Source organism: Parabacteroides faecis (assembly GCF_014647375.1).
Taxonomy (GTDB): Bacteria; Bacteroidota; Bacteroidia; order Bacteroidales; family Tannerellaceae; genus Parabacteroides; species Parabacteroides faecis.
This window is the reverse complement of the sequence record NZ_BMPB01000001.1, coordinates 513,708-526,687: the sequence shown is the minus strand read 5'-3', so window position 1 is coordinate 526,687 and position 12,980 is coordinate 513,708. Positions and strand designations below refer to the sequence as shown.

Annotated in this window: 12 protein-coding genes; 10 read left to right on the top strand and 2 right to left on the bottom strand. The window is 41.7% G+C overall.

Annotated elements, in window-relative coordinates; translation table 11 throughout:
* Positions 1–25: 25 nt before the first annotated feature.
* Positions 26–1,255, bottom strand: coding sequence for a zinc-dependent metalloproteinase lipoprotein (locus IEY67_RS01680; protein WP_183670228.1), 1,230 nt, complete (start codon positions 1,253–1,255; stop codon positions 26–28).
* A gap of 79 nt (positions 1,256–1,334) precedes the next feature.
* Between IEY67_RS01680 and IEY67_RS01675 the strand changes: the two genes are divergently transcribed.
* The 4 genes from IEY67_RS01675 to yidD are packed head-to-tail and all read left to right on the top strand — an operon-like array spanning position 1,335 to position 3,424.
* The gene (locus IEY67_RS01675) at positions 1,335–2,063 is read left to right on the top strand and encodes a DUF4271 domain-containing protein (RefSeq protein ID WP_122374775.1); all 729 of its coding nucleotides are present in this window, start codon (positions 1,335–1,337) and stop codon (positions 2,061–2,063) included.
* A complete protein-coding gene (locus tag IEY67_RS01670; protein WP_183670590.1) occupies positions 2,060–2,827 on the top strand; it encodes a uroporphyrinogen-III synthase in 768 nt (255 codons plus the stop codon). Before IEY67_RS01675 ends, IEY67_RS01670 begins: the two co-directional genes overlap by 4 nt.
* Entirely contained in the window at positions 2,817–3,203 is a 387-nt protein-coding gene (rnpA, locus tag IEY67_RS01665) for a ribonuclease P protein component (RefSeq protein WP_183670230.1), read from the top strand. Before IEY67_RS01670 ends, rnpA begins: the two co-directional genes overlap by 11 nt.
* Positions 3,203–3,424: a membrane protein insertion efficiency factor YidD gene (gene yidD, locus IEY67_RS01660; RefSeq protein ID WP_122353659.1), complete on the top strand. Its 222-nt coding sequence runs from the start codon at positions 3,203–3,205 to the stop codon at positions 3,422–3,424. The genes rnpA and yidD overlap by 1 nt, the downstream gene beginning before the upstream one ends.
* Before the next feature lie 15 nt (positions 3,425–3,439).
* Here yidD and IEY67_RS01655 read toward each other — a convergent pair whose 3' ends face one another.
* Positions 3,440–5,731 carry a hypothetical protein gene (locus IEY67_RS01655; protein WP_189086817.1) on the bottom strand — a complete coding sequence of 764 codons (2,292 nt, stop codon included), beginning with the start codon at positions 5,729–5,731 and terminating at the stop codon, positions 3,440–3,442.
* A gap of 263 nt (positions 5,732–5,994) precedes the next feature.
* On the opposite strand from IEY67_RS01655, the gene IEY67_RS01650 reads away from it, so the two are divergent.
* The 6 genes from IEY67_RS01650 to IEY67_RS01625 all read left to right on the top strand — a co-directional run bounded on the left by IEY67_RS01650 (position 5,995) and on the right by IEY67_RS01625 (position 12,822).
* Positions 5,995–6,645, top strand: a complete 651-nt coding sequence (locus IEY67_RS01650) for a TatD family hydrolase (RefSeq protein ID WP_229800933.1) — start codon at positions 5,995–5,997, stop codon at positions 6,643–6,645.
* A gap of 103 nt (positions 6,646–6,748) precedes the next feature.
* Entirely contained in the window at positions 6,749–8,041 is a 1,293-nt protein-coding gene (gene tyrS / locus IEY67_RS01645; protein WP_183670235.1) for a tyrosine--tRNA ligase, read from the top strand.
* A gap of 334 nt (positions 8,042–8,375) precedes the next feature.
* Positions 8,376–9,887 carry a glycoside 3-dehydrogenase gene (locus tag IEY67_RS01640; RefSeq protein WP_122374729.1) on the top strand — a complete coding sequence of 504 codons (1,512 nt, stop codon included), beginning with the start codon at positions 8,376–8,378 and terminating at the stop codon, positions 9,885–9,887.
* A 21-nt stretch (positions 9,888–9,908) separates the two neighbouring features.
* Positions 9,909–10,760 (top strand): sugar phosphate isomerase/epimerase family protein, encoded by an 852-nt coding sequence (locus tag IEY67_RS01635; RefSeq protein ID WP_183670237.1) that lies wholly within the window; start codon positions 9,909–9,911, stop codon positions 10,758–10,760.
* A 409-nt stretch (positions 10,761–11,169) separates the two neighbouring features.
* Positions 11,170–11,754 carry an RNA polymerase sigma-70 factor gene (locus IEY67_RS01630; RefSeq protein ID WP_122353650.1) on the top strand — a complete coding sequence of 195 codons (585 nt, stop codon included), beginning with the start codon at positions 11,170–11,172 and terminating at the stop codon, positions 11,752–11,754.
* A gap of 78 nt (positions 11,755–11,832) precedes the next feature.
* A complete protein-coding gene (locus IEY67_RS01625; protein ID WP_183670239.1) occupies positions 11,833–12,822 on the top strand; it encodes a FecR family protein in 990 nt (329 codons plus the stop codon).
* Positions 12,823–12,980 lie beyond the last annotated feature (158 nt).

Genomic DNA, 12,980 nt, shown 5'->3' with positions numbered 1-12,980 from the left:
TTTATTTTAGCAGTACCGCTTCTTGTTATTGTATTGTGCGGAAAGGTATTTGCAACGTCTCTTCCGAAGATGTACGAGTGCCTGCCTTTGTCTGGATTTTTGGTCCCGGGATGAGGGGGCTGTAATTTAAGACATGGCGTACTCTTGTGTACTGGTCTTCCGTAAATTTGTTCGTGAGACTGTATGCGTAATCCATCAGATTGTCGGAAATGAACTCCTCTCCCTGACAGTTGCTCCGTTGCGATAAATATTCGAGATCATAATTACCTGCGGGTAATCCTCCCAGCCACGCATCGTATTCGACTTTATTGTAGGAAGGTGTATCTTCGCAATAGTCCGTATCCTTGCACTCATTGGCCGCTGCACCGTTCTCGTCTTCAGCAAAAGGATGATGCAGGCCCAGATAGTGCCCCAGCTCATGTGCAAGGGTAATAATCGGATCGTTCGGACTGTATTGGCTAACTCCTGCATTTATATAAGTCGTGTTGATGGATACACAGTAAATGTTCGAAAGTTGTGACGCCTGGATATTTGAATAGTCTGTCAGTGTCAGTCCTTCCAGATAATTTTGTTGCGTTGTCAGCGGTAAATGTGAGACACCTAGTACATCCTCCTCCTCGAAAGCATAAAGGAATACATTGATATATGAGTTAGGATCTTTCATTAGCTTGTAATGGTCGGTCCCTTTTTCACTGTTCATGAATTCTTTACAACTGATAGAAGCTGAGGCGGATGAAACGGGTTCTATTTCAGCTATTTTGAATGTGAGATTCATATTATTATTCTGATAGAGTTTGTTGACGGCAGTCAGGATCGTTTCTATCCTGCTTTGCGGAACATTCTGCGCACTGTTATTGTACAGGACGTGGAAGTAAACTGGCAATTCGTAAGCATATCCGTCTATATCGCCGTTACCCGCGTTTTGTGTGACGGTGACGGTTTTCTGTGTCCGGTGGGATGTCACGATGATCGTCGCCCTTCTCGGTTTGTCATTCAGGTTGGCCCCGACAGAAAGGCTGAGGGTCTGATTTCCTGTTCCTTCGGCCTGGGAGATGCTGCACCAGCTAGCCGAACTTTCTGCCGTCCAGGAAGAATTACAGATGATATCCACCGTCAGAGAGGCACCCTCGCTGCTGACTTCGTCGAATGCCGATGCCGATAATTCAACTGCCGAAGAATCGGAGTCACTACAGCTTACGGTAAAGAGCGCCAGGGTGCATAAAGTGCATATAAGGAATAAATATTTCGTTTTCATAACTGGAAATTTTGTTATTGAGAGTACATGATACAAAGATAATGTTTTTATCCCTACCTTTGCACGAAATAAAAAATACATGGATTTGTTTGAAGGATATGTAGGCATTCGTTTGTGGGACGGACAGCTGATAGATGATGTCATCTTCACGCTGCTGCTATCCTTGCTTATTGCCTTTGCCATAATATTCCGATCTAATTTTCAGCATTTTATAAAGATGATGAAAGATGTGATATACTTGAAGGAGCGGCAGAACCTGTTTGACGAAACGATAGGGAAGAGCGGATCTTTCTTTCGCAATTTTATGACTTTTCAGGCATTGTTTCTTTGTAGTATCGCTTTGTTTTCGATAGGCCGGACACGGGGAATGGTCGGTTTGCAAGGGGAGAAAGAGGTCTTGTTGGCTATTGCCGCCCTTTTTGGCGTGCTGTTCTTGTTTTATCAGTTCAAACAACTGAGTTACTATCTGTTGGGATTTGTGTTTGCAGCACCCGATAAATACAAGTTCTGGAAAAAAAATTATAACGCCATTATGGGGGCATGGGGCATTTTGTTATATATTCCGGTGGTGTGGTTGATGTTCGTGGGAAGTAAAACATTGGCTCCCGTAATAATGTTTTGTATTTTCTATTTTTTGTGTCGTTTTGTAATAATTTATAAGACAATACGTATATTTCACAAGAATAATGTCGGTTTTTTATATATTAGTTTGTACCTTTGCACCCAAGAAATCTTACCCCTTATATTTTTGTATGAAGGTATGATTTTTTTGTATAACTTTATTGAGACGAGTACTCTATGGCATTGAACATCAAAAAGTTGCTGGTATCACAACCGAAGCCTGCATCCGAGAAGTCACCGTATTTCGACATTGCAGAGAAATATGGGGTCGAGATCGACTTCCGTCCTTTTATCAAAGTAGAAGCTCTTTCTTCCAAAGAGTTTAGACAGCAGAGAATTTCTATTCTGGACTATACGGCAGTAATCTTTACCGCCCGTACAGCTATCGACCACTTTTTCCATTTATGTGAAGAACTACGTGTCACTATTCCGGAAACAATGAAGTATTTCTGTATGACGGAAGCTATTGCAGTTTACCTTCAGAAGTATATTGTATACAGGAAGCGTAAAATCTTTTTCGGTCAGACCGGAAAGCCTGAAGATCTGGTGACTGTTATTGCAAAACATGCAAAAGAAAAATATCTGGTGCCGGTTTCTGACGTGCATAAAGATGATTTGTTAAGTTTGCTTGAAGCGAAGAAGATCAACTATACAAAGGCCGTGATGTATAGGACGGTAAGTAACGAATTTGCTAAAGATGAGGAGTTCGATTACGATATGTTGGTATTTTTCAGTCCTTCAGGTATTTCTTCTTTGTTGAAAAACTTCCCGAATTTTAAGCAGGAAGATATAAAGATCGGTTGTTTCGGCCCTACGACAGCAAAAGCTGTAAAGGATGCCGGTTTGCGATTAGACGTGGAAGCGCCAACACCTGAAGCTCCTTCAATGACGGCTGCTTTGGATTTGTATCTGAAGAAAGAGTTGGGCGGAAACAAAAAGAATGGAAAATAGAAGGTATACCCTTTCAAAAGAAGAACGCCTGTCGTGGAAACGTTACATTGACCTGTTATTTGAAAAAGGACAATCGTTTGTAGCGTTTCCACTGCGGGTCGTTTATTTACCACTGGAGGAAGAGATGTCTGTTCCCGTCTCTATCCTGATCAGTGTCCCCAAAAAAAAATTCAAACGTGCCGTAAAACGGAACCTGATCAAACGTCAGGTACGTGAAGCTTACCGGGTACGTAAATACGATCTGATCGATCCGTTGACAGAAAAAAATAAACGCATGCTGATTGCTTTCCTCTATCTGGATAAGGAAATACATCCCTTCACCGATATGGAAAAGGCGATGACGAAAGCGATCCGGATCTTGCGTGAAAAAGAATAATGAAGAAATTCTTTACTGCACTTCTCCTGTTGCCGGTCTATTTCTATAAATATTGTATTTCTCCTATGACACCGGCTTCATGCAGGTATACACCTACCTGTTCCGAATATGCTGTGCAAGCCCTGAAAAAATATGGTCCCGTCAAAGGACTTTACCTCGCTGTCAAACGGCTGCTCCGATGCCATCCCTGGGGTGGGAGCGGGTATGACCCGGTTCCCTGAACCGATCCCTATCCTTTATTTTACTTCAAATTCTTTGTTGAAAGAGATGATTCTCTTATCATCTGTTATCACGTCGATAAGCAGGCGGTATTTTCCCGGTTGCGACGGTGCTTTGATATGTTTGGCTGGTTGTTTATCTGTGATAGTGAGTCCGAAAGGATAAACCATTTCACCTAGTGGATCGTTTTCATATATTCGGGGTTCTTTTAATGTTTCGATAGCAATTGCCCCGTTGGGTGTTCCGTAAATCGTACAACGGGTATCTGTCGGTCTGATTAATTCTATGGATTTAATATCTCCGGCTGCCCACTCTAGTATATGATCGATATTACTGAAAATTACTTCCCCGTTGATGACTACATTTAGAGGCGCAATATCTCCATTAAAAAAGGAATACTTTCCTGATGCTTTCCAGGTTATGGTTGTTTCCCCCTCTTCTCTTCTCATTTCTCCATTGGATATCCTTGATTGGTTTCTGGCAAGAGCGTTTTGTCTTTTTATTATTCCTTCACCGCTGCCAGAGCCTCCTTTTGTGATCTTAATAGCTGTAAAATTGTTTAGCAGGGAGCGTACACTTTTACCGGGCCATTTCTTTAATGTTTTTTCGCCGATGAAATTATTGGGTGTTCGACTCATCTCCTGTATGTTTGCAGATTTTCGAGATTGTACAGTTATATTATCAATATGATAAATGCGTTGCTGATCTTCGTCTACACTATATCGTATAATGGTGTCTCCCACGATAATATCTGTTTGTAGACGAGTTTTTGTGAACAATGGGTTTGGGATAATTATTTTCGGATATGTTTCTTCTGCTAAAGTAAATGAGCTGTTTACCGTTTTCCCTTTATTGTTTTTACTGATCAGTAAAAATCCAGTGCCTTCTGGATAGTTATCGACAGGCAAAACAAAGTCTCCTTCCTGATTGATTTCACCTGTATAAAAGGAGAGGTCTTTTTTGTTTTGTGCATCGATCAGACCAGGTCCGAAAGGTTTATCTTTCCTTTTCCAGGCTGTTCCTTTCAAAAAAAGTCCGTCTTCAATAGGATATGGAAAATTTATTCCTTCTTTTAATACTGTTTCTGGTGAGAAAAGGATAAATCTGGCCGTGTATAGCCATTGATTTAACTCTGTTTCCTGTTCTTCCTGTATTTGACTGTTTATTAATGGAAAACGTACTGGAGACAGAATCTCTCCACCCAACCAAAAGCTGGAATAAGCCTGTGTGGCAAGTAAATCATCCTGCTGGGCTATCCGGATAAAGACTGTGCTGTTGTGTGGTGAGTCTAACTGAAATTGCAAAGGAGATTGTGGCGAAACAATTCTCTGTGATAATGAGCAATTGAAAGTAGTCTGCGACACTTCCGGCTTCTCTAGCCATAAAAGACGCTCGCTCAGCAGATTTAAATCTTTATCCATTAGAAAGACAACAAGAATACCTTTTGGATAGTTGGATAGCTCGACTGCGGCAACTTTTTGCCCTGTGTGAAAAGGAATTTCCTGTAGGCCTTTATGGGAATGATAGAGGAACAGGCGATAATGTTTTCCTTCCTCATTCGACAGGAGACGGCATGACAAACGTTCTCTGTTTATGACTGCTTGTAAAGAAGCTCCCTTGGAATCTGTTTGTAGTGGAAAAGTAAAAAAACGGTTGTTATATTCCACCAGCAATCGGTATTGTTTGCTTGCTTCCGGTAGGAAGGTCATCTTTCCCAATCCATTTTCAGATACGATAATATGATGTCTGATTGTATCGTTTTTCTCATCCAGCAGAAAAGCATCCGCAGTAGAGATTGGAAAACCGTCATCATCGGTTAACCGGAATACTACATTCTGTTGAAATCCGTTCAATAATTTACCACCTTCAGGATAGAAGACGCCATGAATATCTTGAGTAATGTCTTTTTTTTTCGGATGTATGGCTCCTAATAGAAAAGGAGCTACAGCAAAACTTTCTATGGAATAGTTTTGCATCAATCGGGTATATGCCCGTAAATAGCAGATATTTGATTCCCATTCGAATTGTGTCGGAACTGCTGTATAAAAATATCCTCTTTCATCGCATGCTACTTTCTGCCGGAGTAAAAGAGAATCCTTCTGATCGATACATTCCAAATAGATATATCGGCTATAGGGATAAAAATCCTGATGGTTTGTTGAGAGTAACTGTCCGCTAACTCGTAGTGTGTCGCCTGGCATGCAACTTTCTCTTTCTGGTGACAGAAAAATCTGTTCTGCCCGAAAAGTCTGGGCAGAACCAAGCTGTAAACAGCATAACCCAATTAATATCAATACAAGTTTATACATAATCTAATATTCTTTGAAAATAATTCGTATAATTCCAATTCTAACTAGATAGGGTATATACCCTGATCCAGACCACATATTATCAGAAATATTAACTTGGACATCAAAAAAGCCATTTAATTAACACAATATACACATTTGTTTAGATATAAATAATGTTGTTATGAATTTTTTGTAATGAAACAAATTGGTTTTTTATTTGCTCAAAATATTCATTATTTTTGTTTCTTATAATGACAAGATTGACAACACCATCGATTTTTATGTATTACGATGTACATACTCATTCGAAGCAGACTACTGTTTCGGAGGAAGTTATGACTGTTTACAATATAGCTGTAGGAAAAGATAGTTCATTAAATATACACTCTGGCCAACTGGTATCCTGTGGTATACACCCGTGGTATATTCAGGCGGATACAATAGAGGAACAGGTAAGACTATTACGGGAATTAGTCTGTAATGAACAGGTTGTCATGATTGGAGAGGCTGGTTTGGACAAGCAAGTATCCTTATCGTTAGATTTACAGATAGAAGTCTTTGAAGAGCAGATTCTTATTTCTGAAGAATTGAAAAAACCTCTGATAATCCATTGTGTCAAGGCATGGGATGAATTGATCGTAATTCGTAAAAAGCACAATCCCTCGATGCCTTGGATTATTCATGGTTTCCGGAAGAAAGGTGACTTGGCAGAACAATTGTTGAAACAGGGTTTTTATCTGTCTTTTGGGGAACATTTTCAGGAATCGGCTTTACGAAAAGCATGGCCTGATCATCTGTTGATGGAAACAGATGAATCGTCTTACCCTATACAGGCTATTTATCAACGTATTGCTTTTACTCTCCAAATGTCTGTTGAAGAATTAAGTAGGCAAGTAGAACAAACAATACGTCGCTTGTTTCTGGTTAAATGAATGTTCTTTTTATGTTGCGTTTATGTTCACTTTATAATTTGTGTATCCGCATAAAGTCGTATCTTTGCCCGCATTAACTATATAATAATGAATAATTAAAACGATGAATTTTGTTGAAGAATTAAGATGGAGGGGCATGATTCATGATATGATGCCCGGAACAGAAGAGCAGTTACAGAAAGAAATGACTTCTGCGTACGTAGGCATTGACCCGACGGCCGATTCATTACATATCGGACACCTTGTTAGTGTAATGATGCTGAAGCATTTGCAGCGTGCCGGACACCGTCCTATCGCTCTGGTCGGTGGTGCCACCGGTATGATCGGAGACCCTTCAATGAAGTCGGCAGAACGTAATCTGCTGGATGAAGTAACACTTCGTCACAATCAGGACAGTATAAAGAAACAGTTGGCTAAGTTCCTGGATTTCGATTCGGATGCTCCTAACGCAGCCAAGTTGGTGAACAACTACGACTGGATGAAGGATTATTCCTTCCTGAACTTTATCCGTGATATCGGTAAGCATTTGACTGTTAATTATATGATGGCTAAGGATTCTGTAAAGAAACGTCTTAGTTCCGAATCAAGTGTGGGTATGTCCTTCACTGAATTTTCTTATCAGCTGTTGCAGGGATACGATTTCCTGTTCCTGTATCAGAACGAAGGTTGCCGCTTGCAGATGGGTGGTTCCGACCAATGGGGTAACATCACTACCGGAACGGAACTGATCCGCCGTAAAACGGGTGGTGAAGCATTTGCCCTTACCTGTCCGTTGATCACGAAAGCCGACGGTGGTAAGTTCGGTAAGACTGAATCGGGTAATGTATGGCTGGACCGTCGTTACACTTCTCCTTATAAATTTTACCAGTTCTGGTTGAATGTAAGTGATGCCGATGCAGCAAGATATATCAAGATCTTCACAGACTTGAGCAAAGAAGAGATCGCTGCCCTGGAAGAAGAACAGGCTGCTGCCGCTCATCTTCGTCCTTTGCAGAAACGTCTGGCTAAGGAAATCACTGTAATGGTTCACTCTCTGGAAGATTACGAAGCAGCTGTTGAAGCTTCCAATATTCTGTTCGGCAATTCAACTTCCGAAGCATTGAAGAAGCTTGACGAAGATACGTTGCTGGCTGTATTCGATGGCGTTCCGCAGTTTGAGATCAGCCGTGATGAGTTGAGTGCCGGTGTAAAGGCAATCGACTTGCTTACTGAAAAGGCTGCCGTTTTTGCGTCTAAAGGTGAGATGCGTAAATTGGTACAGAGTGGCGGTATCAGTCTGAATAAGGAAAAACTGGCTGATGCAGAAACGGTTATCGACTGTTCTTCCCTGTTGGATGAAAAGTATCTGTTGGTTCAGAGGGGTAAAAAGAACTATTACCTGCTGATTGCAAAGTAAGAAAAATAAGAAAAACGCTTGCAGGGTAAGATTTTATTCTTACCTTTGCATCGCTTTAGATAAAGCGCCGGATTGTCCCATGGTGTAATGGTAGCACTACAGTTTTTGGTTCTGTCTGACGAGGTTCGAGTCCTCGTGGGACAACAGAGTGAAGAGGTCTGAGACTTATGTCTCGGACCTTTTTTCATAAATACCCTTCTTATAAAAGTTATTTACCTTTGTTTTATCTGTTTTATTAAAAAAGATTAAAGCTTTATCTAATCTATCTTTTTCTTTAGTGAAGTTGAGTAAAATTTCTTGTTGTAAGTGTTTCTAGTATAAATACCAAAGTATCATGACAAACATTTCAAGAAGAACTTTCCTAAAGACCGGGGTCTTTGCCGCCGCCGGTCTTACCATCGTTCCCGGACATGTATTGGGGCGTAATTTCGGATTTACCGCTCCGAGTGATAAACTGAATATTGCAGGGATCGGGGTCGGTGGAATGGGACGCCGTAATCTGGCGAACATGAATACGGAGAATATCGTGGCCCTCTGCGACATCGACTGGCAGTATGCCGGGAAGACGTTTAATGATTACCCGAATGCCCGTAAGTTTAAGGACTGGAGGGTGATGTTCGATGAGATGGGCGATTCGATCGACGCCGTGATGGTGGCTACTCCCGACCATACCCATGCAGGGGTGACAGCCCATGCGATGACGTTGGGGAAACATTGTTATACCCAGAAACCGCTTACCCACTCTGTTTACGAATCCCGTCTGTTGACCCGCCTGGCGAAGAAGTATAAGGTGGCGACTCAAATGGGTAACCAGGGTAATTCGTTCGACTGGTGCCGCCAGATAGCCGAATGGATACAATCCGGCATAATAGGAGATGTATATGAGGTGCATTGCTGGACCGACCGTCCTATCTGGCCGCAGGGCCTGCAGGAACCGAAAACGGCCGTGAAATGTCCGAAAACGCTGGACTGGGACCTGTTTATCGGTCCTGCCCGGAAACGTCCGTACAATCCGGTTTACACTCCCTGGAACTGGCGCGGCTGGTGGGATTTCGGAACCGGAGCCCTGGGCGATATGGCCTGTCATATCATGGACCCGCTCTATTGGGCCTTGGACCTGAAATATCCTACGAGTGTGATCGGAAGCTCCACCCTTAGCAACCTGTATTCTCCTCCTCATGCCCAGGTGGTGACTTATACTTTCCCGGCCCGTCCCCCGAAAGGGAACGTGAAAATGCCGGAAGTAAAGGTCTATTGGTATGATGGCGGCCTGGTTCCTCCCCGTCCGGAAGAATTGAAGGACGGCGAAATGATGGGTGATGAGAACGGCGGTATCATCTTTATCGGTACGAAAGGCAAGATCATGACCGGTTGTTACGGCATGAATCCGACTTTGTTACCCTTCTCTGCCATGGAAAATTTCAACCAGCCTAAGCCAACCATACCCCGTATCAAAGGCGGCAATGGCGATATATGGAATACGAATGCACATGAACAGGACTGGATTCGCGCTTGTAAGGAATCGGCTGCGAACAGGACGGAAGCCTCGTCTAATTTCCAGTTCTCCGGTCCGTTCAATGAAATGGTCGTGATGGGTGTATTGGCCGTGCGCCTCTCCGGCTTGTACGGGTTGCATCGTGAATTGCAATGGGATGGCGAGAATATGCGTTTCACCAATATCTCGCCGAACGACAAGATAAAGATCGTAACGACAGACGATTTCAAAGTGATTGACGGAGATCCGCGCTTCGACCGCCGTTATGCCGATTTCAATGCGGCTGAAATGGCTGCCGAATGGATCAAACATACGTATGAGAACGGATTCTCTTTACCTGATATGCCTTAATAACCGATAAAGTGTAATAAGATGAAACGACTGAATAAAATACTGTTGCCGATCGTTTGCTGCCTGTTCTTTACGTGTTTTTTATCTGCCGGGGAACAGGTAAAGACCGGAAAACGGGATTGGAGGATAGCGATCCAATCTTATACCTTCCATCTCTTTCCGTTGACGGAGGCGTTGGATAAGACCCGGGAGCTGGGTGTGAAGTATATAGAAGTATATCCGGGCCATAAGCTGGGAGGAAAATGGGGTGAGAAGGTTTTCGATTTTAACCTGGATACCCGGACGCAGAAAGAACTGAAAGAACTGGCCGCCTCCAAAGGCATACAGATCATTGCTACGGGGGTATATGTGGCGGAAAAGCCGGAAGACTGGGAAAAGATGTTCCGGTTTGCCAAAGGGATGGGCATGGAGTTCATCACGTGCGAACCGGCTCTGGATGACTGGGACCTGGTAGAGAAGCTGGTCAAGCAGTATGGCATAAAAATATCCGTCCACAATCATCCCAAACCATCCGATTACTGGACCCCGGATAATCTGCTGAAAGCAATCGGCGGACGTAGTAAAATGATCGGCTCCTGTGCCGATGTCGGACACTGGCGCCGGGAAGGTTTGAACCAGTTGGATTGCCTGAAAAAACTGGAAGGCCGTATCATCTCCCTGCATTTTAAGGATATTGCCCCCAAACAGGCGGGAGAAGCAGAACAGCATGACGTCATTTGGGGAACCGGTATCCTCGATGTAAAAGGAATGTTGCAGGAACTGAAACGGCAACATTTTAAGGGTGTTTTCTCTATAGAATATGAATACAACTGGGAAAACTCGGTGCCGGATATAAAAGAGTGCATCCGATATTTCAATGAACTGACCGAATAAGTAAGGATATAAAATAATATCCCATTCACATAAAAAATGAGGTGCAAAGCTATTTTTGTTATAGTCTTTGTATCTCATTTTTTATGCCTGTTTCTCCAGGCTATATAAATTAAAGGATTCCGGTTATTTCCCCCGTTTTAGGTATTGGTATGAAGTTCTTGAGGAACTAATATATTTCTCCCACCGCAAATATAATCTATTTATACTATAAATAGTTAATTTAATAGGACAAATCCATTGAGCTGTTATAAACAGAGAAATAATATTTAAAAATGAATATTTGAAGATAATTGTGTAGTTTTGTTTACACTCTTGATTTTAAACGTTTTATCGCAAAATAAGGACGTAGTTCCTCAAGAACTTGGTATTACCACTGATAGATATTATTGTTAATTAAAACTATTACAACTTGGGGCCTATTGATATACATGGAATACAGGAAGGGGATCAGGAAGCTTTTAAAAGATTCTTTGTTCACTTTTATCCGAAACTGCTGTCGTTGGCTTGTCGTTTTGTGGATGAACAGGCAGCGAAAGATCTGGTGCAGGATATCTTTATATTCTATTGGGAACAAAAACAACAAATTGATGTAAATAGCGTACAATCCTATCTCTTTAAATCCCTTCAGAACCGTTGTTTGAATTATCTGAAACACCAAAAGGTTATAGAAGAGTATAATGCTAAAATACGAATAGCCGAAGCACGTATTGCTTTTTTGAATGACCGGACCGATACAAATGATGTATTGAAACAAGTGATTGATTGGGATATTCGTGAACAGATCGAAGCTTCCGTGAAAAAATTGTCACCTAAAGCGGCAGAAGTGTTCCGTTTATGCTACTATGAAGATTTACCCCACAAAGAAATTGCAGATAAACTTGGAATATCACCACGTACAGTCGCAGTTCATGTCCGTAATGCGGTACTTTTCCTGCGGGAAGATTTAAAAGATTTACTGATACTATATATAGCTTTTTGCCAGATTATAAATTAATATGAACTTTTTTCATTTTTGACTACGTAGTTTCCGATGCCCCAGTTGTCTTCTTTATATAAACGATAAGAAAGATCTATGAATGAAGAAATACTAATACGATTTTTAATCCACCGATGTACTTCGGAAGAAATAAAGGTGGTCGATCAATGGATTGCTTCTGATCAGGCAAATGCTGATTGGCTGTTTGAGATGGAGCGTATCTGGAGTTTGAAAGACCAGCTACGTTTTTCAGACCAGCAGGAGATTGAAATGGCTTACGAGCGTTTCATGTCGGGGTTGCAGGAGAAGGATAAGGAAGTAAAAACCATCCGGAAACGTCCTGTTTATTTATCATGGATTAAATATGCAGCTGCTATCCTACTGGTCGGACTATTAAGTACCAACTTATATTTTCTGGTAAAAGAGAAGCCTTCTGCAATGAATATGGTGGAAGTTCCCAATGGCCAAAGAGCTTCTCTGACCCTGTCCGACGGAACGAAAGTCTGGCTGAACTCCCACAGTAAATTGACTTATCCGGCTCAGTTTTCATCAAGGAAGCGAGACGTTAAGCTTGAAGGCGAAGGCTTTTTTGAGGTTGCACATAATGAAAAAGTGCCGTTTGTCGTACATGCTGATTTACTTCAGGTAAAAGTATTGGGCACGAAGTTTAATATGAGGGTGTACAATGAAGAACCGTCTTCCATAACGTTGGCAGAAGGAAAAGTGGAAGTCGCCACAAATGACAATGAACATAAAGTGACTCTAAGACCGAATGAGCAGGTTACCTATTCCAAAGATGGCGGCCTGGTAGTCAATAAAACTGTTAATGCTTCTTTGGTCAAATCATGGACGGTGGGTGAAGCTGCCTATATTAATAAACAACTGATCGATATTGTAGTCGATCTGGAACGTCGTTTCAATGTTCATATCACAGTGAAGGATCACGAACTCAATACTGAATTATTTACTTGCCGTTTCAAGGAAACAGCTAAAATAAATCAGATACTTACCTTATTGAAAGATACCCGTAAACTGGATTATAAAATTCAGGGGGATCAGATACAGATTTATAAACCTATAAAATGAGGATGCTTATGAAGAAGACTTAGATGTTATGAAAATGAAGAACCGAAGATGCCGCAAACATCCCCGGTTCAGATTAAGCGAGTAACGCATTAGAGACAACCTAAATTTATTACTAACTAATCATTTACAAATGTATGAATTTTATTAAGATGTGTATG

Bases quoted from the DNA above. Each gene is read 5' to 3' on its own strand.
- IEY67_RS01675 (WP_122374775.1), top strand. From the start codon at position 1,335: ATGGATTTGTTTGAAGGATATGTAGGCATTCGTTTGTGGGACGGACAG.
- IEY67_RS01635 (WP_183670237.1), top strand. From the start codon at position 9,909: ATGAAACGACTGAATAAAATACTGTTGCCGATCGTTTGCTGCCTGTTC.
- IEY67_RS01640 (WP_122374729.1), top strand. From the start codon at position 8,376: ATGACAAACATTTCAAGAAGAACTTTCCTAAAGACCGGGGTCTTTGCC.
- IEY67_RS01680 (WP_183670228.1), bottom strand. From the start codon at position 1,255: ATGAAAACGAAATATTTATTCCTTATATGCACTTTATGCACCCTGGCG.
- IEY67_RS01650 (WP_229800933.1), top strand. From the start codon at position 5,995: ATGTATTACGATGTACATACTCATTCGAAGCAGACTACTGTTTCGGAG.
- tyrS (WP_183670235.1), top strand. From the start codon at position 6,749: ATGAATTTTGTTGAAGAATTAAGATGGAGGGGCATGATTCATGATATG.
- yidD (WP_122353659.1), top strand. From the start codon at position 3,203: ATGAAGAAATTCTTTACTGCACTTCTCCTGTTGCCGGTCTATTTCTAT.
- rnpA (WP_183670230.1), top strand. From the start codon at position 2,817: ATGGAAAATAGAAGGTATACCCTTTCAAAAGAAGAACGCCTGTCGTGG.
- IEY67_RS01625 (WP_183670239.1), top strand. From the start codon at position 11,833: ATGAATGAAGAAATACTAATACGATTTTTAATCCACCGATGTACTTCG.
- IEY67_RS01655 (WP_189086817.1), bottom strand. From the start codon at position 5,731: ATGTATAAACTTGTATTGATATTAATTGGGTTATGCTGTTTACAGCTT.